Genomic DNA, 15315 nt, shown 5'->3' on the forward strand with positions numbered 1-15315 from the left:
ATAGGCGAGAGGGCGGGAAACCATGCTTGCCGCCCTCTCGCTTTTCCTTACTCTGCGGCCACTTCCGCCTCATGGTCGGCAATGAAGCCGCCGGACTGGCGCCGCCACAGGTCGGCATAGATACCGCCCATCGCCACCAGTTCCGCATGGCTGCCCGCCTCCACGATCCGGCCCTTGTCGAGAATGATGAGCCGGTCCATTTCGGTCAGTGTCGACAGGCGGTGGGCAATCGCGATCACCGTCTTGCCTTCCATCAGCGAGAACAGGTTTTCCTGGATCGCCGCCTCGACTTCCGAGTCGAGCGCCGAGGTCGCCTCGTCCAGCACCAGGATCGGGGCGTTCTTGAGGAAAACACGGGCGATTGCGATACGCTGGCGCTGGCCGCCGGAGAGCTTCACGCCGCGTTCGCCCACCTGCGCATCGAGGCCCTGACGGCCATGCATGTCGACAAGCGTTTCGATGAAGTCCCAGGCATTCGCCCGCTTCGCCGCCGCGATCACCTGCTCGTCCGTGGCTTCGGGGTGACCATAAGCGATGTTGTCGCGGATCGAACGGTGCAGCAGCGAGGTATCCTGCGTCACGACGCCTATCAGCTCGCGCAGGCTGTCCTGCGACACCTTGGAAATGTCCTGCCCGTCGATGGTGATCCTGCCCGCCTCCAGATCGTAGAAACGCAGAAGCAGGTTCATCAGCGTCGTCTTGCCCGCACCCGAACGCCCGACCAGACCGACCTTTTCGCCCGGTTTTATGTCGAGCGTCAGCCCGTCGATCACGCCCTTGTTCTTGCCGTAGTGGAAACGGACGTTATCATAACGGATCGCGCCCTGCGGTGCGGCAAGCTCAGGCGCCTTCGGAACGTCGACGATATCGTGCGGCTTCGTCATCATCGACATGCCGTCATAAACCGTGCCGATATTTTCGAACAGCGAGGTGACTTCCCACATGATCCACTGCGACATGCCGTTGACGCGCATGGCAAGGCTGATGGCGATGGCGACCGAACCGGCCGTGACCGAACCCTGCATCCAGAAATAAAGACCGAGCGCCGCCGTGGAAAACAGCACCAGGGCGTTGTTGAGGTCGATCAGGATGTTGAAGCCGGAAATCTTGCGCATCTGGCGGTGAACCGTGCCGAGAAACACATTCATGCCCTCCCGCGCATATCTTTCCTCGCGCCCCGCATGGGAAAACAGCTTGATCGTCGAGATGTTGGTGTAACTGTCGACGATCCGGCCCGTCATCATCGAGCGTGCATCGGCCTGCTCCTGCGCCAGCCGGCCGAGCTTGGGCACGAAATAAGCGAGGATGGCCATATAGATACCGAGCCAGACCAGCAGCGGAATGACCAGCCGCCAGTCCGCCGCCGCGACCATGAACAGCATCGAGACGACGAAGCTGATCGCATAGACGAAGACGTCGATCACCTTCAGCGCCACTTCACGGATCGCCAGCGCCGTCTGCATCACCTTGGTGGAAACGCGGCCGGCAAACTCGTTGGCGAAGAAGTTCATGGAATGGCGCAGCAGGAAACGGTGCATCTTCCAGCGCGCAATCATCCCGAAATTGCCGGCAAGCGTCTGGTGCATCGTCATGGTGTGGATCGCGCCCATCAGCGGCAGCACGAAGAGCACCAGCGCCGCCATGCCGATCAGATGCCAGCCCTCATCGGCAAAAAATGTCTCGCGATTGGCCGTGGAAAGCCAGTCGACGATATTGCCGAGGAATTTGTAGAGCATGGCTTCCGCAATGGCGATGCCCATGGACATGAGGCCAAGCAGAAGGAGCCACGGCCATGCGGGCTTCACATAATGCCACAGGAACGGCAAAAGCTTCTTTGGCGGCACGGAGGGCGCCGAAGAGGGAAAAGGATCGAGGCGTTTTTCAAACCAGCCAAACATAGGCCAAGCTCCGGCGATCAATCGCTCCATCGTGACATGGTGAGCGGACACAAATATGGCTCACGACGGAACGGAAAAGTCTTTGGATATGGCCGTGACAGCCACATGACGAATCGAAAAATGGGAAACGCGGGCGAACCGCGGAGTAACACCTAAGCCAGCAGCGGCACGACTGGGGCCGGGAGGCGGATGCGAATGTCATTTGGCATGAGAACCTCCCTTGGCTGGTGTTGAAGATATGGCCTTGTAGCGCAAAATTTAGTCAATGACCAGTCGGAAAGACACCGAATACGCGAGAAAACGTGCAGGTGCCGCCCAAAGGCGAACGGGCGGAGATGACCCCGCGAGGTCTCCGCCCGTTAAACGATGCGCACGTCGCCCTATTCGGCCGCGTCCTGCGCCTCTGCGCTTTCATAGCTCGCAATCAACTCGACCATTCCGGCCTGCGTATGCCGCTTCAATTCCCGGCGGTCGCTGGGCTGCGGCGCAAAGGTAACGGTCAGCCCCGTGTCCCTTATCGTGCCGATGGCGAAGGACGCACCGGACAGCATGCGCACGCCCTCATGCAGCCAAAGCGGATCGGTAGCGAAATGCTGGCCGATGCCGACCACGACGGGAATGCCCTGCCAGTGCGACATGCGGTCGTAATGGATGTGGCCCGCAAGAATGCCGATGACATCATGCTCGAACAGCACCTCGTCCAGCGCCTCGGTATCCGCGAAGGAAAGCGATTCCCACTCCGCATCCGGACGGTCGAAATCGAGCGCCGGCGCATGGTGCATCACCAGCAGCTTCGGCAGTTCGGGGTGGTTTTCCAGCTCATCTTCCAGCCATTCGATCTGCCCCGGCTCGAAAGCGCCGCCGACCTTGCCCGGAACGCTGGTATCCATGACGATGATGTGGATGCCGGCAATGACTTCGGCATGGTCATAGGGCTCGTCCAGATCCTCATGGCGGTCGAGCATGACCGGGTAGAAACCATCGCGGCGGTCGTGATTGCCGAGCGCGAAGAGCACCGGCATATCGAGTTCCGCTTCCGCCATCAGCCGCTTGAGTTCCTCATAGCTGCCGGCATCGCCCCTGTTGGTCAGATCGCCGCTGGCGACGATGAATTCAGGCGACGGCACCAGCGCCTTGATCTGCGCAAGCGTCGCGGAAAGCGTGGCCGAGGTCTCGGAATAAAGATCATCGTCCTGCACCTGCGGATTGCCCACGTGCAGATCGGTCAGATGGACGAAATTCACCCGTTCGGACATGATGTCCTCCTGTTGTTGCGCGCAGAAAATCCGGCTCGAAACGGCCTGTCCCGACCATTCACGATGGTCCGGGCAAACCCGACGATGCGCTGGTGAATGGGTAGCCGCCCTGTATGTCACGCGAATGAACATCCGGCCGGGAACAACGCCTCAAAGGGACTTTTCACAGCATAGCTGTCGCCCGGCCCCTGCCCGTGATAATCGGACGGGCACCCCAATCGCAGTGAGACGTCCATGCCCGATACCATGCCCGAAATCAGGATCGCCCTTTACCAGCCCGATATTCCCGGCAACACCGGCACCATCCTGCGGCTGGCCGCCTGTCTCGGCCTCGGCGTCGATATCATCGAGCCGGCGGGTTTCGATATTTCCGACCGTAATCTGAAACGGGCGGGCATGGATTATATCGCGGCGGCGGCGCTGACGCGCCATGTCAGCTGGGACCGTTTCGAGGAATGGCGGGCAACCACCGGCCGCCGTCTCGTTCTCGCCTCCACCAAAGCCGCCCTGCCCTATACGAAGATCGACTACCGCAAGGATGACATCCTGCTTTTCGGCCGCGAAAGTGCGGGCGTACCGGACCATGTGCATGAAAAAGCAGAGGTGCGAATCATCATCCCCATGGTGGCGGGACAGCGCTCCATCAACGTCGCCATGTCGGCGGCGATGATCGCCGGCGAGGCTTTGCGCCAGATGGCATGGGCATAGGCGCCATTTTTAACGCCAATTTTTCGGGCAAATACAAAATTTGACCGTTTTTACTTCAAAACTGTCGCAACCCGGCCTGTACCGGGGGCATCGAGGCTCCTATACTAATTAGCCGGACAATAAAAATCGTGCTCGCCGGAACCATCCGCCGGCGGGTGTGAGGAGACGTCGCATGCAATCCACCATTGTCATCGTCAACCTTCTCGGCGCAGTCGCGCTGCTGCTCTTCGGCCTTGCCCAGGTCAAGGATGGCGTCACCCGCGCCTTCGGCATGAAACTGCGAAGCGTGCTGGCCACCGGCACCCAGAACGGTCCGCGCTCCTTCTTTTCCGGCTTCTTCGCCACCGTCGCGCTGCAGAGTTCGACGGCGACGGCACTCACCGTCGCCTCCTTTGCTGAACGAGACCTCATCAGGCCGCGCATGGCGCAGGTGGTGCTGTTGGGCGCCAATGTCGGCACCGCCGTTACCGCATGGATCGTGGCAGCCGGGGTGGAATGGCTGTCGCCGCTGCTGATCCTTGCTGGCATTATTCTGAAAAAGGGCAGCTCCAATGCCCGGCAGGGCGGCGGAACGGCGCTGATCGGCATCGGCCTCATGCTTCTGTCGCTGCATCTGTTGAGCGGCGCGACAGAACCGATGCGCGCCTCGCCGGCTCTCGGCGTCTTTATCGGCCTGCTTGACGGGGCATGGCCCGTCGCGCTGATCTTTTCCGCCGTGCTCGCCTTCGTTTCGTCTTCCAGCCTTGCCGTGGTGGTGCTCATCCTGTCGCTGGCCGCCACCGGCACGCTTTCCACCGGCCTCATCATCGTGCTCATTCTCGGCGCCAATCTCGGCGGCGCCATTCCGCCGGTCATCGCCACGCTTTCCGGCCCCGCCTCGGCGCGGCGCATCACCATGGGCAACCTTCTGGTGCGCACCATTGGTTGCCTCATCGCCCTGCCGCTCGCCTCCTATGGCGCGGAGTTCCTGCAGCAATTGCCGCTTTCGCCCGCAAAATTGCCGGTCGACGCCCATCTGATCTTCAACGTTATTCTGGCGGCGCTGGCCTGGCCCTTCTCCGGCCTCCTGTCCGACCTGATGGCGAGGCTGGTGCCGGGCGATCCGAAAGCCGAAGACGGCCCGAATTTCCTCGACCAGCAGGCGCTGGACATGCCGGTCGTGGCGCTTGCCAACGCCACCCGCGAAGTCTTAAGCGTCGGCGACAGCATCGAGCGGATGCTGATCCGCGCCGAAAACGCCTTCAAGCATAATGATCTCGCACCGCTTCAGGAGGTTTCCCTGCTCGAAAACAAGGTCGACCGCCGCCAGCAGGAGGTGAAGGTCTATCTGTCGCAACTCGGGCGCAAAGGGCTTTCCGACGAAGAAGCGCGCCGTTCGATCGCCATCATCGACTACGCCATCAACCTCGAACATATCGGCGACATCATCGAAAAGGGCATTTGCGAGCAGATTCGCAAGAAGGTGTTGAACAGCTTCAAATTTTCCGATGACGGTTATGAGGAATTGAAAACCCTGTTCGACATGACCATCGAGAACCTGCGCGCCGCCCAGAGCATTCTGGTAACCGGCGATTTCGAGCTCGCCCGCAGGCTGATGGAAAGCAAGGTGGATATACGCCGCCTCGAAAAACAGTCCTCCAACCGCCATCTGGAGCGGCTGCGCGACGGGCTGGCGGAAAGCATGCAGACCAGTTCGCTGCATCTCGACATGCTGCGCGACCTCAAACGCATCAACGCCCATATCGTCACGGTGGCCCATCCCATTCTGGATGAAAGCGGCGTGCTGATCGAAAGCCGCCTGCGTTATGCCGAGCCCCGCGCCTGAAAGCATTTCCGGGGAATGCGAAAACGCTCTAAACTTCAATCGGCCGAAGGAAGCCGCCGCATGGTGAATTCGATGCGGTCGCCTTCCAGCTGCCGCCAGCTTTCCACTTCCGTCCAGTAGGCCGCTTTCGGAAAGCTGTCGAACCATTCGCGCGCCTTGGCGCGGGCTTCCTCGCGTCCGAGACAGAAGGTCTGCCGCACGAACATGCCATTGCGCGTCTTGTCGTCGCCCGAGCCTTCACGCGCCTTGCGGTGATTGGCGATCCTGCGCTTCAGCCCGTCGAGGGGCGGCGGTCCGGTAAATTTCGTCATGATATTCACCTCTGGCACCTACATCGATAAAGATAGTGCCCGCATGTGAACTTGGCGAGTCGAATTTGTGCGCGGGGCCTGCACCTGCTAGACGCGACAGGGAATCGACTTCACCAAAGGAGAATACGCATGGAACGGCCAATCTTGCCGAAGGGCTTGCCCGACGACATCGAAGACAAGAAGGCCCTTGCCCAAGCCTGGTTCCAGCATCTTCGCGACACCATCGTTAACTCCTTCGAGACCCTCGAAAACGACCTGACCGGCCCTCTTTCCGATCAGGAGCCCGGCCGTTTCGTCCAGAAAGACTGGCTGCGCGACAATGGCGAGGGCGGCGGCGGCAAGATGTCGATGATGGAAGGCCGCGTCTTCGAAAAGGTCGGCGTCCACACCTCCACCGTCTATGGCGAATTCTCGCCGGAATTCCGCAAGCAGATACCGGGTGCGGAAGAAGACCCGCGTTTCTGGGCCTCCGGCCTCTCGCTCATCGCTCATCCCGTCAACCCCAATGTGCCGGCGGTGCACATGAATACCCGCATGGTCGTCACCACCAGCCACTGGTTCGGCGGCGGCGCGGATCTGACGCCGGTGCTGGGGCGCAGAAGGACGCAGGAAGACCCGGACAGCCAGCTTTTCCACCGCGCCTTCGAAATCACCTGCAACCGCCATCCGGTTGCCGATTATCCGCGCTACAAGACATGGTGCGACGAGTATTTCTTCCTCAAGCACCGTAACGAAGCCCGCGGCATCGGCGGCATCTTTTTCGACTGGCTGCACCCGCAGGAGGAAAATGGCGGCTGGGACGCCAATTTCGCCTTCGTGCAAGATGTCGGCCGCGCCTTCAATCTGGTCTATCCGAAAATCGTCCGCGCCAATTTCAACCATAACTGGACGGAAGAGGACCGCGACGAACAGCTCATCCGCCGCGGCCGCTACGTGGAATTCAACCTGCTTTACGACCGCGGCACCATCTTCGGCCTCAAGACCGGGGGCAACGTCGAATCGATCCTCTCGTCTCTGCCGCCGGTGGTGCGCTGGCCTTAAAAAACCTCACGCAAATTTGACGCTCATCAGCCAATTTGTCGCAAATAGCGCAAATTAGGACTTATGGAAAAATCAAGGCAATGATAGTCTCCTCACCGCAGACGTACTGGAGGAGCTATCGTCATGATTACTTCGAACAGCATGCCTATCTCTGCTTCCCCCGAGGAAGCCCAGCATTCTATTGATACCCCTGATTTGATCGACCGCCTGGCAGCGGAAATGCGCGCCACGGGTGATCGCGAACTGCCGCATTCCTTTTATGTCGAACAGGTAAAACGCTCCCTTGCCGGACAAAAAACGGCACGGCGGGCGGCCAATGACGAAATGCCTCGTACAAAAATTCCGGCAGCCGGCACATCCTCTGTTTTCCAGTGCTGGGCGATGCCCGAATAGGGGCCTGAATAAGGTCGAAGGACGCCGCTCTGGAACATAAGCGGTGAACATTCGTTTCTTGTCGGAGGGACAGCAGGTAATCGAATTGCTGTCCCTCACTCTCGCACATTCTCCCTGTCGAAAATCGATTCCGGTTTTCGACAGGGAGAATGTGCAGACTCAAGATGTTAGAGCGTCCTTCATGCGTCCCAACGGACGCATGGCGCTCTAAAACAGGGAGGCAAGACCATGAGACTGTTTGAATGTGGAACGCTCGTGCCCGGCTGTGCCTGGCACACGCGCGCAGATGACGACGCCGAAGTTGTGCGTCGCACCGTGGAACATATGCGATCGGCGCACGGCGAAACCGTCATCCGCGAGAACATGATCGAAAACATCAAATCCCGCATTCGCGACGAGGCAAATGCGGCCTGAGCCGCAACGCCGCCGTCGCTGACCTCAATTTTCCAGCATATCCTTCAGCCGGGCGGTCAAAGCTGCCCGGTCGAGCGAGAAATTGACGTCGATCCACTTTTCCTCAAGGCTTTTCAGCACTTCGCCCACCTTCGGGCCGGCCTCCACACCTGCGGCCATCACATCCGCACCGCTCAGCGGAAAGCCCGGTTTGTGGAATTTTTCCGCTCGCGCCAGCAAAGTCGAAAGCCGCGCCACTTTCTGCATGGCCGTGTCGCCAGCCGAAAGATCGGCACGGGCTGAAGCAAGCGCCAGTTTCAGCCGCGTCTTCACGCCTTCGACGCCCTGACGATAAAGCAGCCGGTCGAGCGCCGTCTCCTTCAGATCGGGATCAGCCGCCGGAGCCGAAGCCCAATGGGCAAGATAACCCGCCTCGGCTTTCGACAGCCGGAGGCGCGCAGCAAGGGCGGCCAGCCTGTCCCTGTCCGGCGGCACGATGGCGGCAAGCCGCAGCATCGGGTCCACTGCCCAGCCGAGAGCCTGCTCCGTCGCCACCAGCCCGTGAATGGCGTCGATGCCCCATTTTTCCGTTTCGGGCAGAATTTCCGCCAGCACGCCCGATTGCCGCATCCACAAAAGGGCGCGGGAAGGATCGCGGGCGGAAAGCAGCTTTTTCAATTCGCTCCACACCCGCTCGGCCGAAAGGGTGCCCAGCTTATCCTTGGCCCGCGCGCTCGCCCGCAAGCCGTCCGCATCCGGGCGGCCGGAGCCATAATGGGCGAAAAAGCGGAAAAACCGGAGAATCCGCAGATAATCTTCCGAAATCCGCATCGCCGCATCGCCGATGAAGCGCACCGTGCCGGTCTCGATATCAGGAAGACCATCGACAAGGTCGATGATCTCGCCCTTTTCGTCGGCATAGAGGGCATTGATGGTAAGGTCGCGCCGCTCGGCGTCGGTCTGCCAGTCAGTGCCGAAGGCTACCTGTGCGTGGCGGCCATTGGTTTCGACATCGCGGCGCAACGTCGTCACCTCGAAACCTTCGCCATCGATCACCAGCGTTACGGTGCCGTGCTCGATGCCGGTCGGCACCGCCTTGATGCCCGCAGCCTTGGCCCGAGCAACAACCACGTCAGGGGTCAGCGTCGTCGCCATGTCGACATCGACCACCGGCAGGTCCATCAGCGCATTGCGCACCGCGCCGCCGACGATCCGCACCTCGCCGCCATCGGCATTCAGAAGCGTAAAGATGCGCTTCAGCGCCGGTTTTTCAAACCAGTCCCGCCCGGCAAGGCTGCTCATGAATAAAACCTCTCGTAAATCGTCCTGACGATGCCCGCCGTAATGCCCCAAATGTAGCGTTCGCCATAGGGCATTTCGTAGAAAAACCGCTCCTTCCCCTGAAAGATACGGCTGCCGCGCCCGTGGTTGGCCGGGTCCATCAGAAAGGACAGCGGCACCTCGAAAACCTCATCCACTTCCGTTGGATTAAGTGTCAGGTCAAAGCCGGGGCGAACGATCGACAGCACCGGCTTGATGCGGAAACCGGTCCCGGAAATATAATCCGGCAGACGCCCGACCGTTTCCACGAAAGACCTGGAAAGGCCGATTTCCTCTTCCGTCTCGCGCAGCGCCGCCTCTTCCGGCGTCCGGTCCTCGGCATCGATGCCGCCGCCCGGAAATGAAATCTGGCCGGAATGCTTGCGCAGCGTCGAAGTGCGCTGGGTGAAGATCACCCGCGCATCGTTGCCATCGTCAATGACCGGCACCAGCACGGCGGCGTCCTTCAGCCTGATGCCGTTTCCAGACAGCACCACGCCCGGATTGAGCACATGGTCGCCATGCTCCCGTTCCGCCACGCCCTCGCCTTCCTGCAGCACGCGGCAGCGGAAATCGGCGGCGGTAAAAGTCTTGAATGCCGTTGTCGTCATTGCGAAAGCCGTTCCAGTTCCTTGGCGGGCATCACCGGAAAAGTCACCCCGCCCGAGCGCACCGCGAACATCTCAACGCCATCCACCTTAATCACCTCGCCGAGTGCGACGAGGTCGTACATCACGGCTCGCGAGACGAGCGCTTCCAGCCTACCGCGCACCAGAAGATAGGGCTTCAATTCGCGGTTCTCACCGAAAACCTCGAACCGCAGCGGATGCTCCGGTCCCGCCTCCACCACATCGCCGACATTGGTGCGGAAGGTCAGCAGCGGCTCGCCATCATCCTCACCCGCCGTCAGCTTCATTTCCACGGCGACGAAAGGCGCGTCCACGACGCGGATGCCGACTTTTTCCACAGGAGTTACGAGATAGGTTTTGCCATCCTCATCCTTGCGCAGAACGGTGGAAAACAGCCGCACCAGCGGCGCCCTGCCGATAGGGGTGCCGAGGTAGAACCAGGTGCCATCAGCGCGGATTTCCATGTCGAGATCGCCGCAAAAAGGCGGATTCCAGCGCTCCACCGGGGCCGGCCCGCGTTTGGCGTCGCCGGTCTGTTCGGCGGCGCGGGAAATCATCGCCGCCAGCCCGGCCGCGTCACCCGCCGAATTTATCGTCTCCGCTGCCATATTCGAGTCTCGCTTTGCCGATAAGGAAATACTAAGTCACGACATAGTCATTCGAATGGCGCTTGTCAGCGGCCAAGAGAGCAATAAGCTATATGCAGCGCAAAATCCGCCCCGGCCAGCCGCCAGCAAACCGGGATGCAATTGTGACAGCGGCGAAGGTATGAGGAGAGCGACATGGGCGTGATGAATACCGGCGAAACCCTCGATGAAAAGGCCATCGTCGCCTCGGCCGAAAAGGCGCTTTCAGACATTGCGGCCATCCGCACGGAAGTCTCCAAGGTCATTTTCGGCCAGGAAAAAGTGGTGCAGAACACGCTTCTCGCCATCCTCTCCGGCGGTCATGCGCTGCTCGTCGGCGTTCCCGGCCTCGCCAAGACCAAGCTCGTCACCACGCTCGGCACCGTGCTCGGTCTCGATGCCAACCGCATCCAGTTCACACCGGATTTGATGCCCTCGGATATCCTCGGTTCGGAAGTCATGGATCAGGACGAGAACGGTCGCCGTTCCTTCCGCTTCATCAAGGGTCCGATTTTCGGCCAGCTGCTGATGGCCGACGAAATCAACCGCGCCAGCCCGCGCACGCAGTCCGCCCTTTTGCAGGCCATGCAGGAATATCACATCACCATGGCCGGCCAGACCTATGAACTGCCGAAGCCGTTCCACGTTCTCGCCACCCAGAACCCGCTGGAACAGGAAGGCACCTATCCGCTGCCCGAAGCCCAGCTCGACCGTTTCCTGCTGCAGGTCGATGTCGGTTATCCCGAGCTTGCCGCCGAACGCCAGATCCTGCTCGACACGACGGGCACCGCCTCCGGCGAAGCGCGCGGCGTGATCGATGCCGGGCGCCTGATGGAAATCCAGGCCCTCATCCGCCAGATGCCGGTCAGCGACAAGGTGGTGGATGCAATCCTCTCACTCGTCCGCTCCGCCCGCCCCGGCCATGGCAACGAATTGACCGACAAACACGTTGTCTGGGGTCCGGGCCCGCGCGCCGGCCAGTCGCTGATGCTGACGGCCCGCGCCCGTGCGCTTTACGAAGGCCGGCTCGCCCCGTCGCTGGACGATGTCCATGCGCTGGCCGAACCGGTGCTGGAACACCGCATGGCGCTGACCTTTGCGGCTCGCGCCGAAGGCATGTCGGTGCGCGATGTCATCGCAGCGCTCGTGGAGCAGGCGAAGAACTGAAAGCACGTTCGCGAAAGGACTGCATGTGGCATCCATCGGCCAGATCGTAGACAAGACGCCGGGTAGCGAAGTTCTGGCGCGCGCGCGCCAGCGCGCAGCCCTGGTGCCGGACTGCATGGTCGAGGCAAAGCGCATCGCCAACACGGTCACCGCCGGCTGGCACGGCCGCCGCAAGCGCGGCATCGGTGAAAATTTCTGGCAGTTCCGCCCCTATGCCGAAGGCGAGAGCCTGTCGCGCATCGACTGGCGGCGCTCCGCCCGCGACGATCATACCTATGTGCGCGACCGGGAGTGGGAAGCCGCCCACACCATCTGGCTCTGGGCCGACATGTCGCCGTCGATGATGTTCAAATCCACCCTCGGCTCCGTCTCCAAGGAAAGCCGCGCACTGGTACTGATGCTGGCGCTGGCGGAAATCCTTGCACGTTCGGGCGAGCGCATCGGCTGCCCCGGCATCATGGAGCCGGTTTCGGCCAGAAACGCCGCCGAACGGCTGGCCGCCGCCATCATGCATGCGCCGCTGACCACTGGCATGCCGGAAACGGGCATGATCCGCGGCGCGAGCGACATCGTCCTCATCGGCGATTTTCTCGATGATGCCAAAGCCGTGATGGAGCGGATTTCGCCTCTGGCGCGGCGCGGCCTGCGCGGCCATGTGGTGGAAATTGCCGATCCGGCCGAAGAAACCTTCCCCTATTCCGGCCGCACCGAATTCACCGACCCGGAAACCGGCGAAAAACTGGTGTCCGGCCGTGCCGAAACCATTCGCGAGGATTACACCCGCGCCTATCTCGCGAGGCGTGAGGCGCTGTCCTCGTCGCTGCGCCGTCTCGGCTGGAACTTCGTGTTCCATCGCACCGATCATCTGGCCTCCGAGGCGCTTGTGGCCATGCACATGTATCTTTCCGGCGCGCCAGCACAGGGCGGTGGGCAAAGATGAGCGCATTGCCTTTCGTTTTCACCAGCCCCTATATCCTCCTCGGCTTGCTGGCGCTGCCCGCCATCTGGTGGCTGCTGCGGCTGACCCCGCCACGCCCCAAGGCGGAGGTCTTTCCCCCGCTGAAGATTCTGGCGACGGTGCTGAAACGCGAGGAAACGCCGTCTAAAAGCCCGTGGTGGCTGACCCTGCTGCGCATGGCGCTTGCCGCCGCCGTGATTTTCGCGCTGGCCGATCCGGTGGTGAACCCGCGCAACAACAGCATTGCCGGCAGCGGCCAGCTGGTGCTGCTGGTCGACAACAGCTGGGCCTCCGCACCCGACTGGGAAAGGCGCGTGGCGACCGCTCAGGCGCTGATCGGCGATGCGGAACGGGCCGACCGCCCCGTCTCCATCAGCTTCACCGCCGATGCGGAACATGACGCCGTACCGGGAACGACAGCCGTTGCACTGGAAAAACTCGCCGCCGCAAAGCCGAAGCCGCTCGTTCCAGATCGTGTCCGCACGGCGGAAGCCATCACCGAGGCGCTGAACGGCACGGCTCCCGGCACGATCGCCTATATTACCGATGGTGTTCAGACCGCGCAGGATGAAAGCGCGATGAGAACGCTAGCCAGCCTCTCCCCCGCCGAATTCCGCATCGTGAAGGGCGACGGCAAGGCGATCGCCGCCATTACCGGCGCCACCAACAATGCCGATGCCATGAGCGTCACACTGTCGCGCCTCGATACCGCCGAAGCCGCCCGGCTGACCGTCAACGCGCAGGACAGCCAGGGCCGCATCCTCGCCAACGGCATCGCGAACTTCGCGCCCGGCGCGGCCGAAACCACGGCAACGGTGGAAGCGCCCTTCGAGCTGCGAAACGATTTCGCCCGTCTCTCCCTCGAAGGCGTGTCGACGGCGGGTGCGGTGCATCTTCTGGATGACGGTTTCCGCCGCCGTCGCGTGGCACTGCTGGCCGGCGAAACCGGCAATGATTTCCAGCCGCTGCTGCAGCCGCTTTATTATATCAGCCGCGCGCTCCAGCCGTTTGCCGATCTCATCCCGCAGCGGCAGGCCGATCTGGCGCAGGCGATCCCGGAAATCCTGCAATCCAATCCTTCCGTCATCGTCATGGCCGATATCGGCCGTCTGCCGCAGGAAACCTATGAGCCGATGCAGCGGTGGCTTGCCGGCGGCGGCACACTGATCCGTTTTGCCGGGCCGCGCCTTGCCGCAGCGCCCGCTGACGATCCGCTGGTGCCTGTAACACTCAGACAGGGCGAACGCGCGCTTGGCGGCGCGCTCTCCTGGGCGGAGCCGCAGCCGCTTGCCGATTTCCCGAATTTCGGCGCCTTTGCCGGCATGCCGAAGGCCGATGGCGTCCTCGTCAAGCGTCAGGTTCTGGCCGAACCGACACCGGATCTGGCTGAACGCACATGGGCAAGCCTTGCCGATGGCACGCCGCTCGTCACCACCCGCAATGTCGAGGCTGGCCGCATCGTGCTGTTCCATGTCAGCGCTGAGGCAAGTTGGTCCGACCTGCCGATCTCTGGCCATTTCGTCGATATGCTGCGCCGTATCGTGCAATTGTCGAAGGCGGGCGGCGCTTCCGCCAACGCCAATGCCCCGGCCGCGGCCCTTCCGCCCTTCCGGCTGCTGACGGCCGAAGGCGCGCTTTCAGCCGAAATCGGCACTGCCCGGCCGCTGGAAATGCGCGCCGGCCAGCCGCCCCGCACCGGTTTCGACAATCCCCCCGGCCTCTATGGCACAGAGGATAGTTTCGTGGCTCTCAATCTCTTACCCGCAGGTGCCACACTTCGCCCGCTCGACACCTCCGCCGCCGGTGTCAGCACCACCAGCGAAGCCCTGATCGGCGAAACGGCGAAATCGCTGCGCCCCGCGCTCTTCATCGCCGCCTTCCTGATGTTGATTGCCGATAGCCTGATCGTGCTCTTCATGAACGGTGCCTTCGCACGCCTGCCGAAAGCCCGCAGCGCCACCGCCGCCACCGTGCTTCTGGCGCTTGGCGCCTTTGCCGCCATGTCGCCAACCGATGCCCGCGCCGACGATCCGAAACCCGGCGACGAGCAGATTTTCGAGCGGCTGGACACGACGCATCTCGCCTATGTGCGCACCGGCGAAGACGATGTCGACCGCATTTCCGAGCAGGGTTTGCAGGGGTTAAGCGAATTCCTGACCTGGCGCACGACGCTGGAGCCCGGCCAGCCGGTCGGCCTCGATATTTCCAAGGATGAATTGTCCTTTTATCCCATCATCTACTGGCCGGTTTCCGCAACGGCACCCATGCCCTCAAGCGCCGCCATCTCACGCATCGACGCCTATATGCGCGCCGGCGGCACCGTGCTGTTCGACACGCGCGACCAGTTCTCTTCGCTCGATACCGGCGCGACCAGCCCTAACGGCGAGCGCCTGCAGGCGATCCTCGCCAATATCGATATCCCACCGCTCGAGCCCGTGCCGGAAGATCACGTTCTGACGCGCTCCTTCTACCTGCTCACCAATTTCCCCGGCCGTTACAACGGCTCCCCGCTCTGGGTGGAATCACGGCAGGGGGCGGCCAAGACCACCTCGGGCCTCTCCTCCTCCGGCGATGGCGTGACGCCGATCATGATAACGGGCAATGATTTCGCCGGTGCATGGGCCGTCGATCCACAGGGCGCGCCGGTTCTGCCAACGGTGCCGCCTGATGAGACGCAGCGCGAGCATGCCTTCCGCTCCGGCGTCAACATCATGATGTATATGCTGACCGGCAACTACAAGGCCGATCAGGTCCACGTTCCCGCACTTCTCGAACGGTTGGGGCAGTGAC

General features: G+C 61.9%; 14 protein-coding genes. 8 read left to right on the forward strand and 6 right to left on the reverse strand.

The features are described from left to right. Positions 1-47: 47 nt before the first annotated feature. Positions 48-1898, reverse strand: a complete 1851-nt coding sequence (locus F3H58_RS02370; protein ID WP_003523098.1) for an ABC transporter ATP-binding protein — start codon at positions 1896-1898, stop codon at positions 48-50. Between the two features lie 380 nt (positions 1899-2278). Further along, positions 2279-3154, reverse strand: coding sequence for a phosphodiesterase (locus tag F3H58_RS02375; protein ID WP_149741074.1), 876 nt, complete (start codon positions 3152-3154; stop codon positions 2279-2281). A gap of 234 nt (positions 3155-3388) precedes the next feature. On the opposite strand from F3H58_RS02375, the gene F3H58_RS02380 reads away from it, so the two are divergent. Together F3H58_RS02380 and F3H58_RS02385 are read left to right on the forward strand one after the other, a co-directional pair. Further along, the gene (locus F3H58_RS02380; RefSeq protein WP_149741075.1) at positions 3389-3862 is read left to right on the forward strand and encodes a tRNA (cytidine(34)-2'-O)-methyltransferase; all 474 of its coding nucleotides are present in this window, start codon (positions 3389-3391) and stop codon (positions 3860-3862) included. Positions 3863-4034: 172 nt separating this feature from the next. Further along, positions 4035-5687: a Na/Pi cotransporter family protein gene (locus F3H58_RS02385; protein ID WP_149741076.1), complete on the forward strand. Its 1653-nt coding sequence runs from the start codon at positions 4035-4037 to the stop codon at positions 5685-5687. Positions 5688-5722: 35 nt separating this feature from the next. Here the strand turns inward: F3H58_RS02385 and F3H58_RS02390 are convergent, their stop codons facing one another. Beyond that, on the reverse strand, positions 5723-5998 hold the full coding sequence (locus F3H58_RS02390; RefSeq protein WP_003523094.1) for a hypothetical protein: 276 nt from the start codon (positions 5996-5998) through the stop codon (positions 5723-5725). A 129-nt stretch (positions 5999-6127) separates the two neighbouring features. Here F3H58_RS02390 and hemF point away from each other — a divergent pair, with 129 nt between their 5' ends. The 3 genes from hemF (at position 6128) to F3H58_RS02405 (ending at position 7846) form a co-directional block, all read left to right on the forward strand. After that, a complete protein-coding gene (gene hemF, locus F3H58_RS02395; protein WP_149741077.1) occupies positions 6128-7039 on the forward strand; it encodes an oxygen-dependent coproporphyrinogen oxidase in 912 nt (303 codons plus the stop codon). A 123-nt stretch (positions 7040-7162) separates the two neighbouring features. Beyond that, positions 7163-7432, forward strand: a complete 270-nt coding sequence (locus tag F3H58_RS02400; protein ID WP_065655700.1) for a hypothetical protein — start codon at positions 7163-7165, stop codon at positions 7430-7432. Between the two features lie 228 nt (positions 7433-7660). Further along, positions 7661-7846 carry a DUF1059 domain-containing protein gene (locus tag F3H58_RS02405; RefSeq protein WP_003523091.1) on the forward strand — a complete coding sequence of 62 codons (186 nt, stop codon included), beginning with the start codon at positions 7661-7663 and terminating at the stop codon, positions 7844-7846. A 24-nt stretch (positions 7847-7870) separates the two neighbouring features. On the opposite strand, the gene F3H58_RS02410 is transcribed toward F3H58_RS02405, so the two are convergent. From F3H58_RS02410 to F3H58_RS02420, 3 genes are read right to left on the reverse strand one after another with little or no spacing between them, the layout of a single operon-like run. Further along, positions 7871-9127, reverse strand: coding sequence for a CCA tRNA nucleotidyltransferase (locus F3H58_RS02410; RefSeq protein WP_149741078.1), 1257 nt, complete (start codon positions 9125-9127; stop codon positions 7871-7873). Then, a complete protein-coding gene (locus tag F3H58_RS02415; protein ID WP_080851189.1) occupies positions 9124-9756 on the reverse strand; it encodes an NUDIX hydrolase in 633 nt (210 codons plus the stop codon). The genes F3H58_RS02410 and F3H58_RS02415 overlap by 4 nt, the downstream gene beginning before the upstream one ends. Continuing rightward, on the reverse strand, positions 9753-10382 hold the full coding sequence (locus tag F3H58_RS02420; protein WP_149741079.1) for a DUF1285 domain-containing protein: 630 nt from the start codon (positions 10380-10382) through the stop codon (positions 9753-9755). The genes F3H58_RS02415 and F3H58_RS02420 overlap by 4 nt, the downstream gene beginning before the upstream one ends. A 174-nt stretch (positions 10383-10556) precedes the next feature. On the opposite strand from F3H58_RS02420, the gene F3H58_RS02425 reads away from it, so the two are divergent. The 3 genes from F3H58_RS02425 to F3H58_RS02435 are packed head-to-tail and all read left to right on the forward strand — an operon-like array spanning position 10557 to position 15314. Continuing rightward, on the forward strand, positions 10557-11567 hold the full coding sequence (locus F3H58_RS02425; protein ID WP_149741080.1) for an AAA family ATPase: 1011 nt from the start codon (positions 10557-10559) through the stop codon (positions 11565-11567). A 25-nt stretch (positions 11568-11592) separates the two neighbouring features. Beyond that, positions 11593-12507, forward strand: coding sequence for a DUF58 domain-containing protein (locus tag F3H58_RS02430; protein ID WP_142845437.1), 915 nt, complete (start codon positions 11593-11595; stop codon positions 12505-12507). Further along, on the forward strand, positions 12504-15314 hold the full coding sequence (locus F3H58_RS02435; protein ID WP_149741081.1) for a DUF4159 domain-containing protein: 2811 nt from the start codon (positions 12504-12506) through the stop codon (positions 15312-15314). The genes F3H58_RS02430 and F3H58_RS02435 overlap by 4 nt, the downstream gene beginning before the upstream one ends. The last annotated feature ends 1 nt before the right edge of the window (position 15315 follow it).

Source organism: Rhizobium sp. NFACC06-2, from assembly GCF_900101425.1.
Classification (GTDB): Bacteria; Pseudomonadota; Alphaproteobacteria; order Rhizobiales; family Rhizobiaceae; genus Agrobacterium; species Agrobacterium leguminum.

What these genes read in the sequence shown, in the direction of transcription:
- F3H58_RS02425 (WP_149741080.1), top strand. Translation starts at nt 10,557, where the DNA reads ATGGGCGTGATGAATACCGGCGAAACCCTCGATGAAAAGGCCATCGTC.
- F3H58_RS02435 (WP_149741081.1), top strand. Translation starts at nt 12,504, where the DNA reads ATGAGCGCATTGCCTTTCGTTTTCACCAGCCCCTATATCCTCCTCGGC.
- F3H58_RS02380 (WP_149741075.1), top strand. Translation starts at nt 3,389, where the DNA reads ATGCCCGATACCATGCCCGAAATCAGGATCGCCCTTTACCAGCCCGAT.
- F3H58_RS02400 (WP_065655700.1), top strand. Translation starts at nt 7,163, where the DNA reads ATGATTACTTCGAACAGCATGCCTATCTCTGCTTCCCCCGAGGAAGCC.
- F3H58_RS02405 (WP_003523091.1), top strand. Translation starts at nt 7,661, where the DNA reads ATGAGACTGTTTGAATGTGGAACGCTCGTGCCCGGCTGTGCCTGGCAC.
- hemF (WP_149741077.1), top strand. Translation starts at nt 6,128, where the DNA reads ATGGAACGGCCAATCTTGCCGAAGGGCTTGCCCGACGACATCGAAGAC.
- F3H58_RS02420 (WP_149741079.1), bottom strand. Translation starts at nt 10,382, where the DNA reads ATGGCAGCGGAGACGATAAATTCGGCGGGTGACGCGGCCGGGCTGGCG.
- F3H58_RS02390 (WP_003523094.1), bottom strand. Translation starts at nt 5,998, where the DNA reads ATGACGAAATTTACCGGACCGCCGCCCCTCGACGGGCTGAAGCGCAGG.
- F3H58_RS02385 (WP_149741076.1), top strand. Translation starts at nt 4,035, where the DNA reads ATGCAATCCACCATTGTCATCGTCAACCTTCTCGGCGCAGTCGCGCTG.
- F3H58_RS02410 (WP_149741078.1), bottom strand. Translation starts at nt 9,127, where the DNA reads ATGAGCAGCCTTGCCGGGCGGGACTGGTTTGAAAAACCGGCGCTGAAG.
- F3H58_RS02370 (WP_003523098.1), bottom strand. Translation starts at nt 1,898, where the DNA reads ATGTTTGGCTGGTTTGAAAAACGCCTCGATCCTTTTCCCTCTTCGGCG.
- F3H58_RS02415 (WP_080851189.1), bottom strand. Translation starts at nt 9,756, where the DNA reads ATGACGACAACGGCATTCAAGACTTTTACCGCCGCCGATTTCCGCTGC.
- F3H58_RS02375 (WP_149741074.1), bottom strand. Translation starts at nt 3,154, where the DNA reads ATGTCCGAACGGGTGAATTTCGTCCATCTGACCGATCTGCACGTGGGC.